The 25,282-nt window shown below is 57.1% G+C and carries 15 protein-coding genes; 10 read left to right on the top strand and 5 right to left on the bottom strand.

The features are described from left to right. Positions 1–38 precede the first annotated feature (38 nt). From ERD84_RS00890 to fdnG, 3 genes are read right to left on the bottom strand one after another with little or no spacing between them, the layout of a single operon-like run. Positions 39–686, bottom strand: a complete 648-nt coding sequence (locus ERD84_RS00890) for a formate dehydrogenase subunit gamma (protein WP_130037354.1) — start codon at positions 684–686, stop codon at positions 39–41. Then, positions 679–1,602, bottom strand: a complete 924-nt coding sequence (gene fdxH, locus ERD84_RS00885) for a formate dehydrogenase subunit beta (protein WP_130037352.1) — start codon at positions 1,600–1,602, stop codon at positions 679–681. Before fdxH ends, ERD84_RS00890 begins: the two co-directional genes overlap by 8 nt. An 8-nt stretch (positions 1,603–1,610) precedes the next feature. Further along, positions 1,611–4,688 carry a formate dehydrogenase-N subunit alpha gene (fdnG, locus tag ERD84_RS00880; RefSeq protein WP_167667206.1) on the bottom strand — a complete coding sequence of 1,026 codons (3,078 nt, stop codon included), beginning with the start codon at positions 4,686–4,688 and terminating at the stop codon, positions 1,611–1,613. 311 nt (positions 4,689–4,999) lie between these two features. Between fdnG and ERD84_RS00870 the strand changes: the two genes are divergently transcribed. Then, entirely contained in the window at positions 5,000–7,849 is a 2,850-nt protein-coding gene (locus tag ERD84_RS00870) for an adenosylcobalamin-dependent ribonucleoside-diphosphate reductase (RefSeq protein ID WP_130037346.1), read from the top strand. A gap of 68 nt (positions 7,850–7,917) precedes the next feature. Here the strand turns inward: ERD84_RS00870 and ERD84_RS00865 are convergent, their stop codons facing one another. Further along, positions 7,918–8,556, bottom strand: coding sequence for a lytic transglycosylase domain-containing protein (locus ERD84_RS00865; protein ID WP_130037344.1), 639 nt, complete (start codon positions 8,554–8,556; stop codon positions 7,918–7,920). A 304-nt stretch (positions 8,557–8,860) separates the two neighbouring features. Then, the gene (locus ERD84_RS00860; protein WP_130037342.1) at positions 8,861–12,361 is read right to left on the bottom strand and encodes an ATP-binding protein; all 3,501 of its coding nucleotides are present in this window, start codon (positions 12,359–12,361) and stop codon (positions 8,861–8,863) included. Positions 12,362–12,696: 335 nt separating this feature from the next. Here ERD84_RS00860 and tssA point away from each other — a divergent pair, with 335 nt between their 5' ends. From tssA to ERD84_RS00815, 9 genes are all read left to right on the top strand, one after another. Next, the gene (tssA, locus tag ERD84_RS00855) at positions 12,697–14,283 is read left to right on the top strand and encodes a type VI secretion system protein TssA (RefSeq protein WP_130037340.1); all 1,587 of its coding nucleotides are present in this window, start codon (positions 12,697–12,699) and stop codon (positions 14,281–14,283) included. Positions 14,284–14,309: 26 nt separating this feature from the next. Continuing rightward, positions 14,310–14,828 carry a type VI secretion system contractile sheath small subunit gene (gene tssB / locus ERD84_RS00850; protein WP_130037338.1) on the top strand — a complete coding sequence of 173 codons (519 nt, stop codon included), beginning with the start codon at positions 14,310–14,312 and terminating at the stop codon, positions 14,826–14,828. A 5-nt stretch (positions 14,829–14,833) separates the two neighbouring features. After that, positions 14,834–16,321: a type VI secretion system contractile sheath large subunit gene (tssC, locus tag ERD84_RS00845; protein ID WP_130037336.1), complete on the top strand. Its 1,488-nt coding sequence runs from the start codon at positions 14,834–14,836 to the stop codon at positions 16,319–16,321. Positions 16,322–16,422: 101 nt separating this feature from the next. Continuing rightward, positions 16,423–16,908 (top strand): Hcp family type VI secretion system effector, encoded by a 486-nt coding sequence (locus ERD84_RS00840; RefSeq protein WP_041682713.1) that lies wholly within the window; start codon positions 16,423–16,425, stop codon positions 16,906–16,908. A 44-nt stretch (positions 16,909–16,952) separates the two neighbouring features. After that, on the top strand, positions 16,953–17,372 hold the full coding sequence (gene tssE / locus ERD84_RS00835) for a type VI secretion system baseplate subunit TssE (protein ID WP_130037334.1): 420 nt from the start codon (positions 16,953–16,955) through the stop codon (positions 17,370–17,372). 4 nt (positions 17,373–17,376) lie between these two features. Beyond that, on the top strand, positions 17,377–19,101 hold the full coding sequence (tssF, locus tag ERD84_RS00830) for a type VI secretion system baseplate subunit TssF (protein WP_130037332.1): 1,725 nt from the start codon (positions 17,377–17,379) through the stop codon (positions 19,099–19,101). Next, positions 19,065–20,105, top strand: coding sequence for a type VI secretion system baseplate subunit TssG (tssG, locus tag ERD84_RS00825; RefSeq protein WP_130037329.1), 1,041 nt, complete (start codon positions 19,065–19,067; stop codon positions 20,103–20,105). Before tssF ends, tssG begins: the two co-directional genes overlap by 37 nt. Next, positions 20,102–22,771, top strand: a complete 2,670-nt coding sequence (gene tssH / locus ERD84_RS00820) for a type VI secretion system ATPase TssH (protein ID WP_130037327.1) — start codon at positions 20,102–20,104, stop codon at positions 22,769–22,771. The genes tssG and tssH overlap by 4 nt, the downstream gene beginning before the upstream one ends. Continuing rightward, a complete protein-coding gene (locus ERD84_RS00815; RefSeq protein WP_130037325.1) occupies positions 22,768–25,275 on the top strand; it encodes a type VI secretion system Vgr family protein in 2,508 nt (835 codons plus the stop codon). The genes tssH and ERD84_RS00815 overlap by 4 nt, the downstream gene beginning before the upstream one ends. Positions 25,276–25,282: the final 7 nt, after the last annotated feature.

The following is a 25,282-nucleotide window of genomic DNA, read 5'->3' as shown; positions in this document are numbered from 1 at the left end:
CGGGGCAGCCATGCAGAGATAACAAGCCAGAAAGGCGTTTACTTGTTGTGGGACGTTGTACCGCGCAATTGACGCCACCAGTTTCGGTGGTGCTTCCAGGCCCAACCTGGTGTGACCGTACCGCGCGTCATGGCACGTACCGAACCCTTGACCCAAATCCCGGCATAGATATGCACTATGATCGCGCAAATTATCAGAAATGCAAAGAGCGCATGCAGTAATGATGCCAGGCGTATGCCCCAGATGGGGAACAGATACGAAAAATACGAGCGCCACATGACCACGCCGGTCAGTAACAGGCCCAGCATCAGGACAATAAGAGCAAAGAAAAGAAGTTTCTGGCCGCCGTTGTAACGACCTGCCTGAGGGACTTTTTCTTCGTGATTGTTCAGTACATCGCCAATGTGCTTGACCCATTCCACGTCATCACGATTCATCAGGTTATGGCTGAACATGCGTGCTGCAAACACTGCAAAGCAGACAAACATCAGTATCCCGATGAAGGGATGCAGAATGCGCGTCCAGACGCCGCCACCTAGTAGGTGGCTGAACCAATAGAAGGCAGGATGAAACAGTGCCAGGCCTGATACCGCCAGCAATACGAATGTGATGGCAATGATCCAGTGGTTGATGCGCTGGCTGGCGGTATAGCGCTGGATCAGCCGAGGTTTATCCACCTTATTCATCGATGACCTCCTGGGCTTTGCGTGGGTCTTCCTCGGTGGCCTTGCGCTCATCTTCCTCGGTTGTCTCGTTTGGCCCGGTGCGGATGTAATGGAAGAAGCCTGTCAGCGCTGCAAGCGCCATGGCGGCCACGCCCAGCGGCTTGGCAATACCCTTCCATAGACCCACCATCGGGCTGATTTCAGGGTCTTTGGGCAAGCCGCTATACAGGCCGGGGCGGTCTGCGTGGTGCAGCACGTACATGACGTGCGTACCACCCACTCCGGCTGGGTCATACAGGCCAGCATTGTCGAAGCCACGGGATTTCAGATCAACAATACGCTCGTCTGCGTGGTGCTGCATGTCTTCCTTGGTGCCGAACACAATGGCACCGGTGGGGCATGTCTTGACGCAGGCGGGTTCTTGTCCAACCGCAATCCGGTCGGAACACAAGGTGCACTTATAGGCCTTGTTGTCTTTCTTGGAAATGCGCGGGATGTCGAAGGGGCAGCCCGTAATGCAATAGCCGCAGCCTATGCAGTTTTCTTCGTGGAAATCGACAATGCCGTTGTTGTACTGGATGATGGCGCCTGGTGCCGGGCAAGCCTTCAGGCAGCCCGGGTCTTCGCAGTGCATGCAGCCGTCTTTGCGGATCAGCCACTCCAGGTCGCCCGCCGTGTTTTCGTATTCGGAAAACCGCATGAGCGTCCAGGACTGATCGGTAAGATCGGCAGGGTTGTCATACACCCCGACGTTGGTGCCGATTTCGTCCCGCAGGTCGTTCCACTCCATACAGGCCACCTGGCAGGCCTTGCAGCCTATGCATTTTGTGGTGTCGATCAATTTGGCGACACCACCGCCTATGACCTCTTGTCGAGCACTGGGCGGAGGAGTCGTGGTGGCCGAGCGCCGTTTTATATCTAATGATTGCAATGCCATATGCGCTCCTATAGCTTCTCGACCTTGACCAGGAATGACTTGGACTCGGGCGTATACGAGTTGCCGTCGCCCACGGGCGGCGTCAGGGTATTGGCCAGGAAGCCCGGCTTGGCCAGGCCGACAAAACCCCAATGCAGCGGAATGCCGACCTGATGAACGGTCTTGCCTTCGACCGTCAGTGCCTTGATGCGTTTGGTGACCACTGCCACGGCCTTGATGTAGCCGCGGTTGGACGAGACCCTGACGCGATCGCCAGCCACGATGCCCAGCTCGCCCGCCAGAGTATCGCCGATCTCGACGAATTGTTCTGGCTGAATAATGGCGTTGAGCTTGACGTGCTTGGTCCAGTAATGGAAGTGCTCGGTCAAGCGGTAAGTGGTACCCACATAGGGAAAATCGGCTACCTTGCCCATCGCAGCCAGGTCCTGGTCGAAGATGCGTGCGGCAGGGTTGCTGACGACCAGCTTGTTGTCTGGGAACAGCGGGTTGTAGCCGACCGGTGTTTCGAACGGCTCGTAGTGAACCGGGAAAGGTCCTTCGACCAAGCCTTTACGGGCAAAGAAGCGGGCCACGCCTTCAGGATTCATGATGAAGGGACCCATGCCGCCGGCGGGATCTTCATCGAGCTTGAAGTCGGGTACATCGGCGCCCACCCAGGCCTTGCCGTTCCAGTGGATGAGGCCACGACGCGGGTCAAAGGGTTGGCCAGCGGTATCGCACGATGCACGGTTGTACATAATGCGGCGGTTGGCTGGCCAGGCCCAGGCCCAATTCAAGGTTTGGCCTATGCCGGTGGGGTCGCTGTTGTCGCGGCGGGCCATCTGGTTGCCTTCTGCGGTCCAGCTTCCGGTGTACAGCCAGCATCCGCTGATGGTAGTGCCGTCGTCACGCAACTCGCCAAAGCCGGACAACTGCTCGCCCGCCTTGCGCAGCACCTTGGCCGGATCGGACGGACTGCTTTGATCGACAATGTCGACGAGTGCCCGGCCGTTGATTTCTTTGGCCAGATCGTGCGCACTGGGATTGCCGGGGGTGGAGTAGGGCCAAGCCAGGTTCACAATGGGGTCGGGATAGGCGCCCCCTTCTTTCTTGTACAAGGCCAGCAGGCGTTGGTAGATCAGCGCCATGATTTCAATGTCGCTCTTGCCTTCTCCAGGGGGTTCGGCTGCCTTCCAGTGCCATTGCAGCCAGCGCCCGGAATTGACCAGCGTGCCTTCTTCCTCGGCAAAACAGGTGGTGGGCAGACGGAATACTTCGGTCTGGATCTGTGAAGAATCCACGTCGTTGTGCTCGCCCACATTGCGCCAGAACTCTGAAGTTTCAGTGACCAGCGGATCCATGATGATCATGAACTTGAGTTTGGCGAAGGCTTCGAGCAGCTTGCGCTTGTAGGGCGCCGCGGCCAGCGGGTTGAAGCCCTGGCAGATATAGCCATTCATTTTGCCCTGGTGCATCAGCTCGTAGACCTGCAGCATGTCGTAGGGCCGGTCCATCTTGGGCAGGTAATCGTACGCCCAGTTGTTGTCTGCCGTGGCGGCATCGCCCCACCAGGCCTTCATCAGGCTGACGTGGAACTTGCTGTAGTTGCGCCAGTAGCTGAGCTGATTGGGCCGTAGCGGCAATTGTGTACGGCGGGTGATGTAGTCTGGGTATGACTGCTCGCCGTCTGACGGCAGGGTCAGATAGCCTGGCAACAGATTGGACATCAGCCCCAGATCGGTCAGGCCCTGGATGTTGGAGTGCCCGCGCAAAGCGTTCATGCCTCCGCCAGGAATGCCAATATTGCCCAGCAGCAACTGCATCATGGCCCCGGTGCGGATGATCTGTGAGCCAATAGAGTGTTGCGTCCAGCCCAATGCATACAACACGGTGCCGGCGCGATCTGGACTTGCTGTGGAAGCAAGCATTTCGCAGACCTTCAGGAACTTGTCTTCAGGCGTACCGCAAACCCTGGCCACCATTTCGGGTGTATAGCGCTCGTAGTGCTTCTTGAGCAATTGGTAGACCGAACGAGGGTGCTGCAAGGTGGGGTCGACCTTGGCATAGCCATCGTCGCCTAGTTCGTAATCCCAGCTGGACTGGTCGTACTTGCGGCTGGCTTCATCGTAGCCCGAATACAGGCCGTCTTCGAAACTGAAGTCTTCGCGAACGATAAAGGGAAGGTCGGTGTAGTTGCGCACGTATTCGTGCTGGATTTTGTCGTTTTCCAGCAGATAGCGTATGACGCCGCCCAGGAAGACGATATCGGTGCCGGTTCGGATAGGTGCGTAGTAATCAGCGACTGATGCCGAACGCGTAAAGCGCGGGTCGACAACGATCAGCCTGGCTTTGTTGTGCGCCTTGGCTTCCGTGACCCATTTGAACCCGCAAGGGTGAGCCTCGGCTGCATTGCCGCCCATGATCAGTACTATATCGGCGTTCTTGATGTCGACCCAATGGTTCGTCATCGCTCCACGGCCAAACGTCGGGGCAAGACCTGCCACCGTCGGACCATGTCAGACACGTGCTTGGTTGTCGAATGCTAGTGCGCCGAGACTGCGAAATACCTTGTGTGTAACGTAGGCAACTTCATTGGAGCTGGCCGATGCCGCCAGCATGCCCGTGGTTAACCAACGGTTGACCAATTGGCCTTCGTCGTTGCGTTCAATGAAGTTGGCATCGCGGTCGTCTTTCAGGTGCCGTGCGATGCGGGTTAGGGCGTCATCCCATGAGATGCGCTCCCACTTGTCGGAGCCGGGGGCGCGATACTCGGGATACTTCAGCCGGTTGGGGCTGTTGATGAAATCGGTGAGTGCCGCCCCCTTGGGACAGAGTGTGCCTCGGTTCACAGGGTGATCGGGATCGCCCTCGATGTGCATGATGTTGGCTTCGGCGTTTTTGGCGCCATCGCCCAAGCCGTACAGAAGTACGCCGCACGCTACTGAACAATAGGGACAGGTATTGCGCGTTTCAGTCATGCGCGCCAGTTTGTACTGGCGCACTTCGGCCATTGCCGGAGTGGGCGCCGCACCCAGCAGCGTAAGGCTGGAACTGGCCAGTGTCGTACCTGTCACCTTGAAGAATTGCCGCCGGCTCATGTTGACCATGGCGCCCCCCCAAGTAGTTGAAATAAATTTACAAGAAGCGTTGGGGCGATTAACAGCGACCCCATTATTTGGGGAGTATAGGACGGTAAAGTTTAAAAAGCCATGTCTTTAAAATGGCTTTATACCCAGATGTGCGCGAAAGCGGTTCTTTATGTATGGGCCATCGCGGGACGGCCGTATTTGTCCGGGGATATATGGCTTGCTGGCAGATTGTCCGGGGCCTTCACGGCGACCCTTAATGCAAATCAAAGGCGTTGCAAATTCAGTATGATATCTTGTTAGACTGACACCCAAAGTACCTAGGAAATATCATGCAACACTTGGAAAGCGCCGCCATTGCGCTGGCAGAACCCCAACTTATTTCCACTGAAGTCCTCATAGAAAAATACGCAAAAGGGGACGAGTCCGATATCGGACAAGTGCGGGCCCGCGTGGCAGAAGCATTGGCTCGCGTCGAACCTGCAAAGTTGCGCAAACAATACACCCAGGAATTCCTGTGGGCCATGGAAAATGGCTTTATTCCCGCAGGCCGCGTCAATAGCGCTGCGGGCACCGATTTGCAAAGCACTCTCATCAACTGCTTTGTACAGCCTGTGGGCGACTCAATCACCGAAGAGGTCGACGGCAAGCCCGGTATTTACACAGCACTTGCACAGGCCGCCGAAACCATGCGCCGTGGTGGTGGTGTGGGTTATAACTTTTCCGACATCCGGCCGCGCGGCGCCCGAGTAAAAGGTACGGGCAGCAGCGCTTCGGGGCCAATTTCCTATATGCGCGTCTTCGATCGCTCCTGCGAAACGGTCGAGTCTGCCGGGTCGCGCCGTGGCGCACAGATGGCAGTGCTCAATGTCACCCATCCTGACATCATGGAGTTCATTACGGCCAAGCAAGAGCGCGGCCAGTTGAACAACTTCAACGTATCGGTCGGAGTCACCGACGCGTTCATGAAGGCTGTTGAAACTGACGGCATGTTCGAGCTGGCTCATGTGGCAGAACCTACCCAGGAATTGAAGGAAGGTGGCGCCTATTTGCGTGATGATGGCTTGTGGGTCTATAAGGCCGTGCGGGCGCAAGAGGTCTGGGATCTGATCATGCAAAGCACTTATGCTGCAGCGGAACCAGGCGTGCTCTATATGGATCGCATCAACCAAGAAAACAATCTTGCGTATTGCGAAAAAATCGAATCCACCAACCCTTGCGGCGAACAGCCGCTGCCTGACTATGGTTGCTGCTGTCTGGGTAGCCTGAACCTGACCTCCTACGTTGTGTCGCCTTTCAACACCGCCGCAGCTTTCGATTTCGAAAAAATGAGGAAGGCGACAAAACTGGCTGTGCGCATGCTCGATAATGTTCTGATCGCCACCAAATGGCCACTCGAAGAACAGCGTTGCGAAGCGGACGACAAACGACGCCTGGGTCTGGGCTTTACAGGCCTGGGTGATACCTTGATCATGCTGGGGCTGCGTTACGACTCCGAGCAAGGCCGTCAATTGGCTGCGGAGCTCGCTCGCCAGATGCGTGACGCTGCTTACGAGGCCTCGGTAGAGCTCGCGCAAGAGCGTGGCGCCTTCCCGTTGCTGCAGGCAGACGAATATCTGCATAGTGACTTTGCCCAGCGCCTGCCCGATGAGCTGAAGCAAGCCATCCGCCAGCATGGCATACGCAATTCCCACCTGACTTCCATCGCTCCTACCGGAACCATATCGCTGGCCTTTGCCGATAACGCCTCCAATGGCATCGAGCCTGCATTTTCCTGGTTTTACAAGCGCAGCAAGCGCATGCCGGACGGCAGCAAGAAAGACTACACGGTCGAAGATCACGCGTATCGCGTCTACCGGGCCATGGGCGGCGATGTCAATGCCTTGCCGGATTTCTTCGTCTCGGCCCTTGAAATTTCCGCCATTGATCACATGCTGATGGTTGCCGCCGTGGCGCCTTATGTAGATGCAGCCATTTCCAAAACCGTGAATGTGCCAGCAGACTACCCTTACGACGACTTCAAAGATCTGTATATGCAGGCCTGGCATAAAGGCCTGAAGGGTATTACCACCTATCGCCCCAACAATATTCTGGGTGCCGTGCTATCGGTGCCAGGCGAAAGCCAGGACGGCGCGCCACAGCCCATTACCTTGTCCGAGCAAGATAAGCGTCTGGTACTGACTGAAGTTGCCAAATCGCCGCCGCTGGCATCGCTGCGCTGGCCATCGCGCCCGGGCCTTCCAGCCGGTGCATCGGGGTGGGTCAGCGAGACCATACAGACTCCCCAGGGTGAGTTCGCGGTGGTGGTGGCCGATAAAGATCGCGTACCTTTCGAGGTATGGGTGTTGGGCGGACAGCCGCCTCGTGGACTGGATGCCATTGCCAAGACGCTGTCCACCGACATGCGTGCCAACGACCGCGGCTGGCTGCGCAAAAAGCTTTCTGTACTGGCGCATGCCTATGGCGATGGTTTCCAGATGCCCATGCCACCCAATGGCGAGCGTGTGCAGGTGCCCAGCGCAACGGCAGCCCTAGCTCGCCTGGTCGACTGGCGCTACAACGACCTCGGTGCGCTGGACTCCACCGGCAACGATCCTTCTCCGGTGCTCAATGCCTTGTTTGCGCCACACGAGCCCAAAACCGGTGCTGACGGCACGCTGGCCTGGGTGGCCGATGTCCGCAATCCGTCCACTGATGACGACTTCGTGCTGATGCTGAAAGAGCTGCAAATGCCCGATGGCAGCCGTCGGCCCTACAGCATGTGGTTGACGGGTGCGCACCCACGTGCGCTCGATGGGCTGTGCAAGTTGCTGAGTCTGGATATGCGGGTAATAGACCCGGCATGGATAGGCATGAAGCTGCGCAAGCTGCTGAACTACGCCGAACCGCGCGGGGATTTCCTGGCGCGTGTGCCAGGCACCGAGCGACAGGCCAATTATCCGTCTACTGTGGCGTATGTGGCGCAGTTGGTCATACATCGCTATGCAATGCTGGGCATCCTGACCGAGGAAGGCATGCCCATCAAGGCCATGGGAGTCGTGGCTGCGGAACCCGCCAGCCAGGCCGTGGCGGTTGAACCCATGGTGGGCAAGCGCTGCGGCGAATGCGGCAATCATGCCGTCATCAAGAAGGACGGCTGCGAGTTTTGCACCGTATGCGGTGCCATAGGTGCTTGCGGCTGATCCCGCCCTGAAGCAAACGCTTCAGGCGGTATAGCGTAGCCATTGCTGTTGGCGATGCCGGGTATCAATCACCCGGCATCTGACTCCGTCTGCGCTTGTGCAGTGTTTGAGTTGATCGTGGCTTGATCAGCCAGCCGGGCAAGCTTATGGGATTCTTTGAGAATTTTCTTACTGTAGCCGCGAGCGTTGCCTGAATACTTGATCAAGGCCTTGGCCAGGCTGCCTCCGGCTGACGCCAGGTACTCTTCCAGAATGTCGGTGCCCACGCGAATATTGACAGCCGGATCGAAAAGTGATTCAGAGGGGTGCAGCTTTTCACGATGCCAGCGACGAACTACTTGCATCAAACCCTGAGCACCATAGCGGCTCTGTACTTTTGGGCGTAAAGAGCTTTCTTTTTGCATAATGGCGATAAGCAGCTCGGGCTTGATATCGCCATTGCGCCTGTCGGCCTCAGACCATGCAAGGTCTACGAACTTGCGGACGTCCTTGGTTTTTTTCCGATACTTTTGTGCAAGGTAGTTGGCCTGCGCCTGTTTGGCGGCATCTTCCAGCAGAGACTGTATCTTTTGGTCGCCGAGCTGTTCCAGTTCGGGAATGAGTGCTGCCTGGTGTTCGGGCCATGCTTGCAATGTGACTTGAGCCGAGAATGTGCCATCTTGGTAGTTGCTCAAGCTATTGGCAAGCAGGCTGGCAGGAGCCAGCATGCAACACATAAACAGCAACCGAATAGCGGGCCAGTATATGCTGCATTGTGATAAAAATTCAAGGGGTATTTTGCTGGCGGTGGTCTGGTAACTTGGTGGAATCATTGAAATGGCTTGTGCTTTTGTGCTGTTTTTCTTTAATAATCATAGCATTGGACATGTGGCCTCAGCTTGCTTGAGTGTAAGTAAACGGTACAACATTCGCTTCGCGCACGCACCGGTAGTTTCTTTCTTGTAATTTATAGTCACAATTTGCGGAGCTGGCTTGGTACGAGCAGGTATTTCACTAACCCGCCAAGCCCGGTCAGGCAGCATGCAGATGCGCATTGAGCTGTATTTCAGCACGTCGCGCATACACCGACAAGCCTAGTCGTCGGCTTTCGACAATACCTTGCTGCCAGCATGAAATGGCGCCATTCGATTGGCCTGTCGCAGCCAGCGCCGTGCCGCGTTGGCACAGATAGGCGCCTCGTATCAGATGAGTGCCGTAGTGTTCAATCAGAGAGCCGGCACGCTCAATGCTTTCGAGCGCCAGCTCTGTTTGACCCAGAGAGCTTCGGCTATCGGCCAACAACAGCTCTAGTGGAGATTGCCATACCGGCATGGCCCGGCTGGCAACTTGTACTGCGTGTTCTATGGCGTGCAGGCCGCGCTGATCGCCGCGATGCGCTGCTGTCCACCCCATCATGCCATCGGCCAGTGCTCGCCAGAAAACCAGGCTGGTGTCCTGGGTGGTGGATTTGAGTGTCCGGGCGGCGGCTTGTGTGCTGTCGACGTCGCCCTGCAGGCGGTAGAGTTCGCACAAGACGGCCTGGCATAAGATGCGGCTGGGCATTTGGACGGACTCATCACGTCCGGCCAAGCCTTCTTGAGCAATTCGTATGCCCTCGTCGTCGCGCCCTTGCAGTGCCAGTACCCACGCCAGCATGCCGCGTGCCGAATGTGCGGTTTCCGTACCCCAGGCTGTCATGTGGTGGCCGGCCACTGCACGTCTGCCCAACGTGTGCAAAGCAGTACGTAGCCAGCGTTCGGCGCGCGCTGCATCGCCCATAAACAAGCGTGTCTGGCCTACTGCGTATTGCGCAGAGCCCAGCACAATATCCGAGTTGCGCTGCTCCGCATGCTGCATCAGGTTCTCGGCCAGTCCGAGGGCAATGGCATGGGCCTGAGTGTTGAACGCAACAACCCATTCACCCCATTGCATTTGGAACTGCATGTCGGGGTCATCATCTTTCCGATGCAGTTCGACCACGCGCTCGTATGCTTGTGATGTTTCGGACGCACCGCCGCCTTTGAGCAGAGTCAATATGGAACCGCGTAGCAACTGGCATTCAAACTCCGCTTTTCGACGCCTGCGTTCATCGGGAATCCGTTCCAGTGCGTCCAGTGCCCGGTCGGCCATTGTTTGGGCTTCGCTGGTGGCCGCTTGCGCCAAGGCGTCACGCCCCGCAACGCACCACCAGTGGCAAGCGTCCGGATGTCTGGAGGCATCCAGGTGCTGGGCAATGCATACCGCCTGGGCCTGGGCTTGCTGAGCATCACGGTGAATCAGAAACTGAGCCACATTTGCATGCTGTTGCTTACGCTGCACCGGATCCATGGTCTGGTAGACCGCAACCCGTGTCAAATCATGGCAGAAACGAGTCGGCATGCCGTCTTCGACCAGACCATGCTGACGCAATTGCGTCATAAGAGTGTGCACTTGTCTTGGGTTGACGTCCAGCTTCTGGGAGGCATGGGTCAGCAAACTGTCGTCTATGTTGCCCGCCACTGCCGCAAACTGTGCGAGTTGTCTTGCCGCGGGGCTTAGTGCTGAAATACGTGCGGCGATTAAATCAAGAATGACTGGGGTCGTGCCGATTTCGGCGCCCAGTGCAACCTGGCGCACAATTTCTTCAGCAAACAAGGGTATGCCGTCAGCCTGCTCTACGATCTGGTCGCGCTGTGGCGCGGTAAGGTGATGGCTACGGGACCGGTGTACGACCAGCTCGGCCATTGCCCGGCGATCCAAAGGCATTAGTTGGAGCTCATTCCAGCTATCAGGAATTTCGAACTCATTGCGCGTCGACATCAGGACAAGAGTGGGCGCAGCCTGTGTACGCTGCAGCAAAGCAGTGATCAGCGCGATGCTTGATGGGTCGGCCCAATGCAGGTCTTCCCAGATAATCAGCAAGCTTGTATCTGGGCGGGATCGTTGCAGCAAGGCGGAGATCAAAGTCTCCATCATGCCGGCGCGCGTATTCTGGTGGGCCTCGATGCTGACAGCGGATGACGGTTCTGCGGCAAAATGGCTGCGCACGGGATGGAATGGCTTAGCCTCATAGCCTTCTTCGCTGTACAACTTGCGTATATCGCCGCCGGTACGTCGAACATATTCTGCCATTACATTGACGAGTAAAGACTTGCCGACGCCGGGGCCGCCGCGCACAACCATGCTGGTAGGTGTCTGTGCCTTGGGTAATCTTGCCCAAAATCGTACCAGCGTATCGAATTCGCGCATCCGTCCGAACATACGTTCTACAGGGCGCACATCCCGTTGGGCGTCCAATACGTATAGCTCATGGTCATAACGTGTTTCGTAGTGCACGGCAAACTGGCCGACAATGCGATCGCGCGTACTTGCAGTAAGCAAGATTTCATGAGGCTCAGCCAGATAAGCAAGCTTCATGGCATGCTGGCTGAGTGGCCGGACTATCTTTGCAAGATCGGATGAATGCATCATCGCGACATCGGCGTGTATGCCCATGCCCATGTATATGCCATCGGGCAATACCGATTCGCGCAGCGCGCAAGCCAGGCGGGCACACAAGTGCGCGGGCCTCTCCGCCAACGCGGGAAAGCCGAAAATAATCAACAGACTGCCGTCCAGGCCAGGTTGCACCTGTCCGCCGGCAGCTTCGGCCCTGGAACGTATGCGGTCTGTGGCTACTTGAAGGTCTTGCAGAGGGTTGTCGCGCTCAACGTCCACGGTGTCCAGCATGATGGCGACACCAAGAAGTGCCAGCGGGCGATACTCGCGTGTCGGTACGAGCGCATAGGCAGGATCGGGCTTGCTTGCTGTCGCGGTGACGGTGGGTGTTGCTCGATGCAGCAAGGCGAGTGTCTGTTCGGAAGGGTCTTCCTGGTTGTGATGCTCGCGCAGCATTTGTCGACAGTGTTCCAGCGCCAGCAGGGCAGCTTCGTCATTACCGGTATCACGCAGCAAGCGGATCAAATGACGATGTGTACTTTCGTCGGCCGGATGTTGCTGTACCCAACGCTTGGCATGCCTGACGGCCTGTTCGTGCTCTTCCTGGTCCATGAGCTGGCCAATCAGTCTTTCGCGGCACTCAGCAATGTCGCGCTCGATGCGTGCTTGCCAATTATTGTGCCAGGTCGTAAAGGCCGAACTGTCTGGAAGCTCCATGTGTTCGAGCAAGCTGCCGCGGTCGTAGTCCAGGCGGTCCCGGTAGTTCAGGTCGCGATAGCCGCCTGTTATGGCCAGGGCGTCAACCATGATGACATCAGGGTTGAGGGCCAGTGTGTGACGGCTAGGTAGCCAGATGTCGGGAACCGATTCGAACAGACGACGCAGCACGAACAAAGCATGCCGCAAGTTGGCACGGCTGTCCTGCTGGCTTGCTGGCCACAACATATTGGCCAGATTGCTGCGAGCAATGGGTTTGCCTTGTGATATTGCCAGGATGGCTAGCAAGAGCCTGGGCTTGGTGTAGCTGATTCTGCGTGTAGCGCTGATGTCGTTCACGGCGACATCGAATTCCCCGAGTAATCGTAACTGGATGGGCCGAGTCAAACTTGGATGCATGAAGTTCCTGAGAGGCCTGCATGGGGTGGGGCACCAGACCCTTTTTCAAGCATGGACTCTTGCGAGCGAAAGCAATGATTATTACTGCATTTATTTGCTAAATCTTTTGAATGAAAACATTAATTTACGAAAGAGTAAACCCTATCTAGGGGAAACCCTTGAACGTTTAAAAATCGTTAATTGAGAGTAAGTGCACACAAAATAAAAGGATTTTGGTTCAACAGTTTATTAACGTTTTTTTCTCTAGTATTCGTTCAAGCGTGGAAATTCAGTATTGGACTGTCGTTCGATGCAGCTTGAAGTTTCACTCCTTTAGATGAAAAAGGCGTTACATCGTGTCTGAAAACACCTCCGTGCGTAATCTGGGTTCAGTACCCGTCAGTGCTTCACAGCCTGCCGGCATGAATCCACGCGATGGAGAAAGCTTCGATAAGTTGCAATCTCAACTGGACAGGTTGACAGATTTGCATGCCGGGCAAGGCATTGAATGGGCAGTTGTCGCCAGATTGAGTGCGACCGTACTGCAGAACGAGGGCAAGGACCTGGCGGTTGCCACTTGGCTTGCGACGGCGCTGTTTTATCAGCATGGTTTGTCGGGTCTGGCAGACGGTGTCCACATATTGCGTGACTTGGTCGAGACTTACTGGGAGGATATGTCGCCTCCGGCGTCCCGCTTGCGTGGGCGCCGCAATCAGATGCAGTGGCTGCTGGATCAATTGACGTCAGCTCTGGATGAGCAGGCCATCATGCAGATGTCGGCCATGCCTTCTGAACAGCATATTCAAATGTTGGAGGACTGGGACGCGCTGGACGCCGCATGGCAAAGCCGTGATGAAGAAGCTCCGGCGTTCTATGGGCTCAGTGCCATCATGCGCCGTTTGCCGGTAGAGCAGGTCGCCGATTCGGCCGAGTCTGCCCAGCCGACTGCGCCGGTCGAGTCTCAGCTCGCATCGACAAGCTCAAACGCTCCCGTAGCATCGAGCACAGCCATGCCCGCGTTGCAGGCTGCTGCAGTCAAAATGCCGGACAACGGGGCCGATACCGCCAGCGCAGTCGAGCACGCACTTGGCAGCCTGCATCCGCTGGTGTCATGGCTGATGCAGGAGCGGGTTACTGCGCCCATGTTGTTCCGCTTGAATCGTGTTTGTGCCTGGACGGCGCTCGAGCAGTTACCTCCCGCGCAAGGGCGCAGCACTCGCCTGCCGCCGCCACCTGGGCAGTTGATCGATACCTTCGGGCAGGTACTGAAAGGGGGCGAGCCGGAGGCCATTATTCGTTATGCCGAGGCACGCCTGGCGTCCTTCCCGTATTGGCTGGATTTGAGCCGTGCCAGCCATATGGCTTTGACACAGCTGAAAGCCAGCCAGGCCGCAGAGTCTCTTGCGCTAGAGACGACGCACTTCATGGCCCGGCTCCCCGGACTCACGGAGCTGACTTTCAGCGATGGCCAGGCTTTTGCAGACCCGACCACACAAGCATGGCTCGATGCTTTGCAGGCATCCGGCGATTCGGGCAGCACCACATCTGAGCGTGATGCCATCACGGCCCTGGCGCATGAGGCGGAAGGCCAGGCCGTCGCAGGAAAGCTGGAGGATGCCTTGTCGCAGTTACAGGTAGCGGTGCGCGCTGCAGAAAGCCGTCGGGCGAGCTTTAGGCTGCGACTGGCTCAGTGCCACCTGATACACCGATTTGACGTCAAGACTGATATGCGGGCCGTGATCGCCCCGCTGATAGAAGAACTCGACATCCATCACCTATCCACCTGGGAACCGGACTTGGCCCGGCAGGCACTGGAACTGGCGGCGGGTATCGAACTGCGGCGCCGTACCGACGGTGCCGCACCCGCAGTGCCCATGCTGGGACGTTTGTCCCGTGTCGATGTTCAGGCTGCGTGGCAGCTGTCGCAATCAACCGTTGACTGATTTCATTCAGTCCCAAGGAGAGGAAAATGGCCAAAGAAGGATCTGTAGCCCCCAAGGAACGTGTAAACATTGTATATAAGCCATCCACCGGTGACGCCCAGGAGCAAGTAGAACTCCCGCTCAAGCAGCTCGTCATTGGCGACTTCACGCAGAAAGAATCAGAGACCCCGGTGGACGAGCGCAAGCCCATACAAGTGGACAAGGACAGCTTCAATGATGTGCTCAAGGGGCAAGGGCTGGGCCTGACCATGGCCGTACCCAATCGCTTGTCGGATAAGCCTGTCGAGGATGAGCAGATTCCGGTCACGCTCAAGTTTGAAAATATCCGTGATTTTGAGCCAGACGCCATTGTGGAGCAGGTGCCGGAGCTGCGTCAGCTGGTCGAGCTGCGTGAAGCACTCAAGGCGCTGAAAGGGCCTTTGGGCAACCTGCCCGAGTTTCGTAAAAAGCTGCAGGCCCTGATCCAGGATGAAGGTGCCCGTGAGCGCCTGTTAGGTGAACTTGGCGTGCAAGACGCCGACCCTGATGCGCAAGGCAAGGAGTAAGCTACATGAGCGAGAACACCCAAGCACAACAGGATTCGACCCAGCCGGCGGCACAGGCCGAAGGCTCGCTTATTGATCAACTGATCGAGTCCACACGCATCAGGCCGGACGATGATGCTTATTCCATGACGCGACAGGGTCTGGAAGCCTTTGTTGCCGAGCTGCTGGAACCGAGCCGGGCCAAGGAAAAAGTCAGCCAGGGCATGATCGACGAAATGATTGCAGGCCTGGATCGCAAATTGTGCCAGCAAGTCGATGCCATCATGCACGAGGAATCATTCCAGAAAATGGAATCGTCCTGGCGTTCACTGAAGTTCCTGGTCGACCGTACGGATTTTCGCGAAAACAACCGCATTGAAATCCTGAACGTTTCCAAGGAAGACTTGCTGGCCGACTTTGAAGATGCGCCGGACGTTACACGCTCCGGATTGTATAAGGCGGTGTATACGGCAGAATTCGGACAGTTCGGCGGCGAACCCATAGGAACCATCATCGGCAACTACGATTTTGGCCCTGGCGGCCAGGATATCAAGTTGCTGCAGTCGATCGCCAGTGTTTCCGCGATGGCGCATGCTCCTTTTATCGCTGCCGCTGGACCGCAGTTCTTCGGACTGGATTCCTATTCGGATCTGGCAAACCTGAAGGACTTGTCGGCGGTGTTTGAAGGGCCACAGTATGCGAAGTGGAATGCGTTCCGCGAGTCGGAGGATGCGCGTTTCGTCGGCCTGACCATGCCGAATTTTCTTCTGCGTGTGCCTTATGGCGATGAAACCGTGCCCACCAAGAAGTTCCGCTACAACGAGGATGTAGGCGGTGGCAACAAAGATTTCCTGTGGGGCAATGCAGCGTTCGCTTTTGCCAGCCGCCTGTCTGAAAGCTTTGCGCAGTATCGCTGGTGCGCGAACATTATAGGGCCTCAAGGCGGCGGTACGGTGGGTGATTTACCGGTCTACAACTATGAAGCCATGGGTGAAGCCCAAGTGAAGATCCCGACCGAGGTGCTGATTTCGGAGCGTCGTGAATTCGAACTGGCCGAGCAGGGTTTTATCTCGCTCACCATGCGCAAGAACACGGACAATGCCGCGTTCTTCTCGGCCAACTCGGTGCAAAAGCCCAAGTTCTTCGGCAACAACCCCGAGGGCAAGCAGGCGGAGCTGAACTACAAGCTGGGCACGCAACTGCCGTATATCTTTGTGGTCAGCCGGCTCGCGCATTACATCAAGGTCATACAACGCGAAAACATCGGTACATGGAAGGAGCGCAATGACCTGGAGACCGAACTCAATACCTGGATACGCCAGTATGTGGCCGACATGGATAACCCGGCCGCCGGCGTGCGCAGCAGGAGGCCGCTGCGACAGGCAGAAGTGACAGTCTCGGACGTGGAAGGCGACCCGGGATGGTATCGCGTAGGTTTGAAGGTGCGCCCGCACTTTAAGTACATGGGGGCTTCTTTCACGCTTTCGCTTGTGGGCAAGCTTGATAAAGGTTGACCCACAAACTATGCCCGGTGGCGCGCAGGGTGCCACCCGCACGTCACCGGGACTTCAGCAGTACCTGCATTTCAACTCATTAACTGCAAGGAAAGTTTATCATGCCAATGCCGTGCTACCTCACTCTGGAAGGTGAGAATCAAGGAAAAATCGAAGGCTCCTGCGAAGTATCCGGCCACGAAGGAAAAGTCCTCGTGCAAGCCGTTGAACATCATATCGAGCTGCCCAAGAATCCACAAAGCGGCCTTCCCTCCGGCAAGCGCCAGCACCTGGGCATCACGCTGACCAAAGAGATCGACAAGTCGTCTCCCAAGCTTTACCAGGCGTTGTGCTCCGGTGAGCAGATGAAGACGGTCGATCTGGAGTTCTACCGCATCAGTCCCAAGGGTACTGAAGAAAAGTACTACACCATTCATCTGGAAAAGGCCGTGATCGTTGGTACGCGCCTATGGGTGCCCAATTGTCTGCATCCGGACAATCGTCAGATGGGGCATATGGAAGATGTGGGCCTGACTTACGAAAAAATTGTCTGGACATGGGAGCCCGACGGCATCGAAGCCGAGGACTCATGGCTGGCTCCCAAGTAAGCTGACAAGGAACAAGGGGCGCGGCTTGCCGCGCTTCCATTCTCATGAACGAGTGTCGACTTCTGGAACATATCTCCAGTCTGGGTGCCGAGGGTGGGCGGGGGCAAAATTCCCGTAGTGAAATCCTCGTCAACTCCATACTGGAGCACCTGCGCCGCATACTGAATACGCGGCAGGGTAGTGTGCCTGTGGATCCCGAATTTGGGGTACCTGACTTTACTAACCTGGCAGGCTCCTTCAGTACTGGCACGACAGATCAGATTGTTCAGGACATGAGTCGTATGATCCAGCGCTACGAGCCCCGTTTGCGCCAACCGCAAATCGTCTTTACCGCCAATCGCGACGAGGTACTGACCCTTGCCTTTTCGATTTCCGGCACGGTCAATGTCGACGACCGCGAAGTGCCAGTAAGACTGACGACGCAGGTTGCGGCCAATGGCAGGGTCTCCCTGAGGAGGCAATGAATAAATGCTGAATCGGTACTACGAACAAGAGCTGGCCAATCTGCGCAAGCTGGGCTCGGAGTTCGCCCAGAGTAATCCTGCGCTGGCGCCCTTGCTGGGTGCCGATCGCGCGAGCGATCCAGACGTCGAGCGCTTGCTGGAAGGTGTCGCCTTCCTGACCGGCTTGATCCGGCACCGTCTGGAAGATGATTTTCCCGAGTTTATCCAGAACCTTGCTCAACTGCTGTTCCCCAATTTTTTACGCCCGCTGCCCTGCATGACCATCATGCAATATGAGCCCAGGATGCAGCTGGAAGAGGCCGTGACCGTTGCCGCTGACACTGAGTTCTCAAGCGCGCCGATTGAAGGGCAGCGACTGGTTTTCCGGTCTTCTTTTCCCGTCACGATAGAGCCTGTTGAATTGACAGCCGCGGTGTGGGAGGGCGGGGGTGCGCAGGCGCGTACACTGCGCCTGCGCATGCGTTATACGGGCATCAAGGCAGGAAGCTGGAAAAATGACAGCCTGCGCTTCTTCCTGGGTGGTGCCCATGCCGATGCAACCCGGCTGTACTTGCTGCTCATGCGTCATGTGCGGGAGGTACGCATTTCTTCCGAAGGCGGCCCTGTTGCCAGCTTGCCGCCTTCATGCATCAAGCCAGCAGGGCTGAACCCCGACCTGGGCCTGTTGCCCTGGCCGGGTAATGCACACCCAGCCTGGCGTATTCTGCACGAATATTTCGCTTTGCCTGAAAAACTGCTGTTCATTGATTTGTCGGGATTTTCGCGCTGGCCTGGCCGATCTGTCGCCCGTGATTTTTCGGTTCAGTTTTTGTTTGACCATGTTCCTGACTGGGCACCGTCCGTGGGGCGTGATAGCTTTGTGATGAATGCCACGCCGGCAGCCAATCTGGTCAATGTCGATGCCCATCCGATACGCGTTGATCACCGCCAGCCCGATTACAAAATCCAGCCTGTTGCACGCAGCAACCGCCAGGCTGAACAGATTTATGCAGTGAAGCAGGTTCTGGCCCGATCGCCCGACGGACAAGAGCAGGAATACCACTCGTTTTCTGCATTCCGTGGCGACGACAGCACCAGCTATAACCTGCGCATACGCCCCTCGGCCCTGGGGCGGGGTTATGACCACTATCTGAGCCTGCCCTACGTGCCGCAAGCTGACCCCCAGCCACTCACGCTTTCAGCCCGCCTGAGTTGCACACATGGCCACTTACCCGAAGGCCTGCGACTGGGTGACATCAGCGAGCCTACTGATAAATCGCCGCCGCGCATAGCCTTTCGCAATATTCTGGGGGTAACGCCTTACAGCCCGCCGACTTTCGACAGTGCGTTGCTCTGGAGAGTGCTGTCGCACTTGAATGCCAACCATCTGTCGTTGGCCACCGATAACCAGTTGCAAGATCTGCTGTCCCTGTACCTGCCATCGCGGCAGTCCAGTGTTCAACGCCATGCCGCCGCCCGGCGCATGATCTCGTCCATAGAAAGCATTGGTGTTGAGCCTGTACGCCGAATGGTGCGCGGCATGCCGGTGCAGGGCAGCGAGGTCACAATCAAATGCCAGGGCGATCATTTTCCCGGCGTGGGCAGCATGTTCCTGTTCGGTACGGTGCTGGATGAATTGCTGGCTGGCACGGTGGCCCTTAATACTTTCAGCGCCCTGACGCTGGTAGACACAGTAAACGGAGAGACCTTGAAATGGCCCGCGAAGACCGGTCGCTATCGCCTTCTGTAGCGAGCATAGAGCCGTTGCTGGCTGAAGGGTCTCGCTACGCTTTCTTTCAAGCGTTGCGCTTGTTGCGCTTGTACCTGGGCGAAGAGGCTTTTGAGCGATCCGTGCGTGTACGCCCGGCCTTGAGTCTTTCGTTTCCCGAGCAAGATATAGACAACATCGTGCGTCAAGACGATGTATTGCGCATCACCGCCAATTTCTTCGGCCTGTACGGGGTGACTTCGCCCCTGCCTACCTTCTACACCGAAGATCTGATCGAAGAGCAACTGCTGGGTACGTCGAACTCACGGGATTTCCTCGACATCCTGCACGCAGTGCTCTATCCGATGCTGTTCAAGGCCTGGGAAAAAAATCGTATCTGGCTAGCCGTGCTGGAACAGAAGGATGGCACAAGATTAAATCAACTGATGGCCTTGCTGGGCTTGCACCGCGACACGGGAGCAACGCCATCGCGCGATCTGCGTGCGCTGCTGCCCCATGCGGGCAACTTCAATCAATACCCACGTTCTGCGCTGGGCCTGCAGGCCCTCGTATCGGGACTGTTAGACGGCTTGCCCGTTTCAGTTGAGCCATGCGTGCCTCGTACGGTATCTATTCCCGCATCTGATCGCAGCCGCCTGGGCGTGCTGGCCTGCAGCCTCGGCAACGACGTGCAACTGGGCAGCCAGGTCGCCGAGTGCACCGGGCAAGCCCTTATACATGCGGGCCCCTTGTCCGCCTCGGTGTTCGAACGCCTGCTTCCGGGGAAAGACTTGTACAAGCGGGTGGCGCAGGCCGTTACGCATTATGTGCAAAGCCCCATAGCCTGTGTGCTGGGCTTGCGTGTAGAACCAGCGCAACGCGAGGCTGCCGCACTGGGCGGGGGCTGGCATAGCCTGGGCCTGAATACCTGGCTGCCAGAAGCTGATGCTGGAGCTCAAAATTCGCCTGGTCGTACGGCAGATGAAATTTTCCTGCCGCTCGTTGATCTTGAGAAACACTTACAAAACCAGAGAGTCCCATCATGATGCTCGTAGAACTCAAACCGTTGTTCGCACGCCTGAACCCCTATTGTTCGGCCGCGCTGGAAGGCGCCGCCGGATTGACGCTGTCCCGTAACCACTACGAAATCAGTGTCGAGCATATGTTGCGTCGTTTGCTGGATGACGTGAGCAGCGACGCGGGGCGCATACTGGCACATTTCGATGTCGATCCGCTGCGCTTGTCGGCCCAGCTTGACGACAGTCTTGCACAACTGAAGAACGGCAATCCGGGAAGGCCGGTGTTTTCCGGTCTGCTGACTGAGTGGGTACAAGAGTCCTGGCTGGTCGCTTCCATTACATTGGGCGAAAGCCGGGTGCGTAGCGGGGCATTGTTATTGGCGCTGGTTGCGCGGCTGAGCTATTACGGTGCCGGTACGCAATGGGTGGATACTTTACGTGGCGTATCGCGAGAAGCCCTGGCCAGCCATTTCGATGACATTACGACTGGTTCGCCAGAGGTAGACTTGCATAGCGGGGACAGGCCGCCAGGTGCAGGGGCCGCGGCGCCCCGAGGTGAAGAAGCCATAAGCCAGTTTTGTGAAGATTTTACGGCCAAGGCCGCAGCGGGCAAGATAGACCCGGTGTTCGGGCGCGATGCCGAGATCCGACAAATGGTCGATATTCTGGCCCGGCGCCGCAAAAATAATCCGATATGCGTTGGCGAACCCGGCGTTGGCAAGACGGCTGTGGTTGAAGGCCTGGCCTTGCGTATAGTGCAGGATGATGTCCCGGAGTTCCTGCGTGGTACGCGCCTGTTGGGCCTCGACCTGGGCCTGCTCGAGGCGGGTGCCAGCGTCAAGGGAGAATTTGAAAAGCGTTTACGTGGTGTGATCGATGAAGTGAAGGCATCGACCCAACCCATCATCCTGTTCATCGATGAAGCGCATATGCTGATAGGCGCAGGCGGACAGACGGGAGGCGGTGACGCCGCGAATCTGCTCAAACCTGCGTTGGCGCGTGGCGAGCTGCGCACCATAGCGGCGACAACCTGGTCGGAATACAAGAAATACTTTGAGAAAGATCCGGCCCTGGCCCGACGCTTCCAGGTGGTCAAACTCGACGAGCCCGATGTTGCGACGGCGGTTCAGATCTTGCGCGGCCTGAAAGATAATTACGAAGCCGCCCATGGCGTCATTGTGCGCGACGATGCCATTGTCGCCGCTGCAGAGCTAGCCAGCCGTTATATCACCGGCCGTCTGCTGCCCGACAAGGCTGTCGACCTGCTTGACACGGCAGCGGCGCGGGTGCGTATAGGCATGGGCATCAAACCGGCGGAGCTGGAGCGGCTTGAACGTCACTTGGCAGGCCTGGAACGGGAGCGTGTGGCCTTGCAGCGTGAGACTAGCTACAACCCGGATGCCCACAGCGAACGGCTGGCTGCTATTGACCAGGAGAACAACGATGTCCAGGCTCGGCACGATGCCTTGCATGAGCGCTGGCAGGCTCAGAAGACGGCCGTTGATGAGGTCATTGCCTTGCGCAGGAAAATTGACGATGCGCCCGACGATACCAGCCTGCGGGAGACGCTCAAGATGGCTTGCGACAAGCTGGCCGAGCTTCAAGACGGCGATCCTTTGATCTTTATCGAAACAGACCCCGATGCGGTCGCTCGCGTGGTATCGGACTGGACGGGTGTGCCCTTGGGCAAGATGCAGCGCGACGCGGTCGGAGGCATCTTGTCTTTGGCCGACAACATCAAGGCCCGCATACGAGGCCAGGATCATGCGGTAGACAAGATCACGGCCGCCGTCAAGGCGGCGCAATCCGGCTTGCGCGATCCGCGCCAGCCCATGGGCATCTTTTTGCTGGTGGGGCCGTCGGGTGTGGGTAAAACAGAAACGGCCCTGGCTGTGGCCGACCAGTTGTTTGGCGGCGAGCAGTCTTTGGTCTCGGTCAACATGAGCGAGTTCCAGGAGAAGCACACCGTCAGTCGCCTGGTGGGTTCGCCTCCGGGGTATGTGGGGTATGGCGAGGGCGGCATTCTGACCGAGGCCGTGCGCAAGAGGCCGTATTCGGTAGTGCTGCTGGACGAGGTGGAAAAGGCACATCCCGATGTGCTCAACCTGTTCTATCAAGTGTTCGACAAGGGTACCTTGTCTGATGGAGAAGGTCGCATCATAGACTTCAGCAACACGGTGGTGTTTCTGACCAGCAACCTGGCCACAGATGAAATCCAGAACCTGACTCGTGAAGAGCGGCCCGAGCCCGACGCCGTATCGGAAGCCATACACCCTTTGCTGGCCAAATACTTCAAGCCGGCGCTGCTGGCCCGTATGACGGTCGTGCCTTATTACACACTGCCGCCAGCCTACCTGAAGGGTATTGTCGACTTGAAGCTGGGTCGGCTGGCGCAACGCCTGGCCGCCGCCAACCGCATCACGCTGGACTTTGCGGGCGACGTGTCGGAAACCATTGCCGCACGATGCACCGAAGTGGACAGCGGTGCCCGCAATATCGACTTCATCCTCGCTAAAAGCCTTACACCTGCGCTGTCTGATGTCATTTTGTCGGCCATGGCAGAGGGGCGTGACTTGGGGGCCTTGCACATCAGTCCGTCCGGAGAGGGCGAATGGCTTATTGAGCCGCAGGGTGCTGATGCGCAGGCTCTGGTGCCTGAGCAAGACGATGAACTGAAGGAAGCCGCGTCATGACTGACAACACTTTCGATTACGCTTTGCAGTGCCAGGCACTTCAAGAGTTGCTGGCGGGAGAAGATATCCTGGTGACGCAATGGCGTGGCACCGAGGCGGTTTCACGACCTTACCGTTTTGAAATCACCATCGCCGTACGCAGTGCCGATCTGCCGCTCGAGAACCTGCTCGACAAGCCGGCTACGCTCCGCCTGCGCCGACCCGACGGCTCTGTTGCAAGGTGGCATGGCATCATCACCCAGGGTGCAGAACATGGCCATGATGAAGTGTATGACTATTACCAGCTTATCCTCGAACCAAGGCTGGCGCGCCTGGCTCTGCGCCAGTGGTCAGACATCTATCTGGACCAGCAGCTTGATGACCTGATCGAGAGCCTGCTGCGGCAGGGCCAGTTGACCGAAAAATACTATAACGATGATGCTCCCTATGATTACCGTATTGCGGTGCAGGGGCAGGACCTCTCGTCCATGCGTCGCCCGTTTGTGTGCCAGTTTGAGGAAAACTGCCTTGACTTTCTGATGCGCAAGCTGGAGTACTACGGAGTGTATTTTTGGTTTGAACAGGGCGAAGATCGTGAGTCCATCGTCTTTGCGAACGATGCATCCCAGCAGCCAGCACAGGTCGATAGCGCCATCTATTATCCAAAGGGAGTGCTCGATCCCGATACACGCCATATAGTGCTGACCCGCATGGACAGAAGAGTGACCATGCGTCCCGCTGCGGTGTCCTTGCGTGCGCTGCACGAGCCCGAGAACACGCTCTTGCATCTGCAGGCGGGGGCTGACGTGCCAGCTTCTCATTCGGGCCAGGGTGAAATCTTCAGCGCGGCCGACCACTTTGCCGTCCTGGATGGCGACAGCGGTGGCGCTAACGGCGTGCCGGGCGACACACTGGCACGCTGGCGCGCCCAGGAACTTGCCTGCCAGAGCCTGGGTGTTCGGGGCGATGCACGCACCCCTGGTGTGACCGCGGGCCGCTTCCTGGCCGTGTCAGTGTTTCAACAAGCCGCCGATTCCAGCCAGTATTACATCGTGCAGGTTGAGCACGAAGGAACGCAGACCTTGGATACCGCTCCAGGCGGTGAAACGCCGTCTTACCTGGCGCGCTTTACCGCCTTGCCTCGTTGGCGTGATCAGGCACAGCAGGACGACCCCATACAGTTCCGGCCCGCGCGCAAAACCCCGGTGCCGCGCGTGACGCGTTTGATGTCGGGTTTTGTCGATATGGATGACAAGGCAGGCGCCAAGCGCTATGCCCAACCCGATGACCAGGGGCGCTACAAGATCAGGCTGGCCTTTACGCGGCAACGCTACGACAGCTATCGCAACTCCGCCTGGCTGCGTTTGAGCACACCATACGCGGCCGGTGCATCCCAGAAAGGCCTGACGGCGGCTGGCATGCATTTCCCGCTGCGCGAGGGCACGGAAGTACTGATTGCCTTTTTGAATGGTGATCCCGACATGCCGGTCATTGTCGGGTCCTTGCCCAACGCCGAAGCACCCAGTGTCGTCAACCAGAACAATTCCCGCGAGCATGTAGTGCGTACGCCCGGAGGGGCTGGTTTTACTTTCCTGGATGGTGCTTCAGCCGTACAGCTTGCCTCCAGTGAAGAAGAAGGAGAGGAGTCATCAGAGGACGGCAATAATCCCGAGGGTTATGAGGCTGACGAGACACGTGTGACTATCTCGGCGCCTACTTCGGATGCCGTACTGAACCTGGGGGCGCCGGAAGAAGAGGAGGGAAAGAGAGGTTTCCTTCTGGCTACGTCCGAAAACGGAGAGATCTATTCCGGCGAAAGCATATTGATAGAAGTACCTAACAAATTGACGATATGTGCGGGAGGTCCGGATAAGATTTCCAGCTTGGTGGACTGGGAAAAGAGTAGTCCTAATGGGCATGCCGTTATTGAAAATACGATGGCAGTCAATGTAAGCAACTACGTAGGCGGAAAAGTAGAGCTTATGGAAGGGCTTGATGTGTCCGTGACCTTCGGAGTAAGTACAGAGGTATTTGCTGGAATCAAGTATAGCCTCACCTTTAGTGGTGGTCGGGAGTACACGGCCGGGCCGAGTAAAGACATCAAGATCATGCGACGTACAGAACTTAACAATGACAAGACCGCGATTACGAGGAAAGTGATCAAGTTCATCAAAGAAGAAAATGCCTATACAGAAACAGTTACACATAAGACGCTGAAATACGACACCAACGCGTATGTGCACTACAACGTGGACAGCCCCAATGTGGATATTGGATACGTAATTCCAGGTGCACGTTGTAAGCTTTCCATTAATGCTGCGGGAACGACGCTATGCGGGAACAAAACCATTGTTTCTGCCACGTCCACATTGTCACTTAGCGGTAATGCAGGTTTGAGCGTGAAAAGTGGCGTCACAGAAATGGATATGAATCCTGCGGGGTCAATAAAGATAGCCGGAACTGTGACATCTCTGCAAGGAAGAGGCTCCGTCGAAGTGGAAGGCGAGCTGATAAAGCTGGGCTAAGGGGAAG

This window comes from Pollutimonas harenae (assembly GCF_004153685.1).
Classification (GTDB): domain Bacteria; phylum Pseudomonadota; class Gammaproteobacteria; order Burkholderiales; family Burkholderiaceae_B; genus Pusillimonas_C; species Pusillimonas_C harenae.
The sequence above is the reverse complement of the archived record's forward strand: the minus strand, read 5'-3'. Positions and strand labels throughout refer to the sequence as shown.

Bases quoted from the DNA above. Each gene is read 5' to 3' on its own strand.
- fdxH (WP_130037352.1), bottom strand. From the start codon at position 1,602: ATGGCATTGCAATCATTAGATATAAAACGGCGCTCGGCCACCACGACT.
- ERD84_RS00865 (WP_130037344.1), bottom strand. From the start codon at position 8,556: ATGCTGGCTCCTGCCAGCCTGCTTGCCAATAGCTTGAGCAACTACCAA.
- ERD84_RS00815 (WP_130037325.1), top strand. From the start codon at position 22,768: ATGACTGACAACACTTTCGATTACGCTTTGCAGTGCCAGGCACTTCAA.
- ERD84_RS00890 (WP_130037354.1), bottom strand. From the start codon at position 686: ATGAATAAGGTGGATAAACCTCGGCTGATCCAGCGCTATACCGCCAGC.
- tssH (WP_130037327.1), top strand. From the start codon at position 20,102: ATGATGCTCGTAGAACTCAAACCGTTGTTCGCACGCCTGAACCCCTAT.
- tssC (WP_130037336.1), top strand. From the start codon at position 14,834: ATGAGCGAGAACACCCAAGCACAACAGGATTCGACCCAGCCGGCGGCA.
- tssB (WP_130037338.1), top strand. From the start codon at position 14,310: ATGGCCAAAGAAGGATCTGTAGCCCCCAAGGAACGTGTAAACATTGTA.
- tssF (WP_130037332.1), top strand. From the start codon at position 17,377: ATGCTGAATCGGTACTACGAACAAGAGCTGGCCAATCTGCGCAAGCTG.
- ERD84_RS00860 (WP_130037342.1), bottom strand. From the start codon at position 12,361: ATGCATCCAAGTTTGACTCGGCCCATCCAGTTACGATTACTCGGGGAA.
- ERD84_RS00840 (WP_041682713.1), top strand. From the start codon at position 16,423: ATGCCAATGCCGTGCTACCTCACTCTGGAAGGTGAGAATCAAGGAAAA.
- ERD84_RS00870 (WP_130037346.1), top strand. From the start codon at position 5,000: ATGCAACACTTGGAAAGCGCCGCCATTGCGCTGGCAGAACCCCAACTT.
- tssE (WP_130037334.1), top strand. From the start codon at position 16,953: ATGAACGAGTGTCGACTTCTGGAACATATCTCCAGTCTGGGTGCCGAG.
- tssG (WP_130037329.1), top strand. From the start codon at position 19,065: ATGGCCCGCGAAGACCGGTCGCTATCGCCTTCTGTAGCGAGCATAGAG.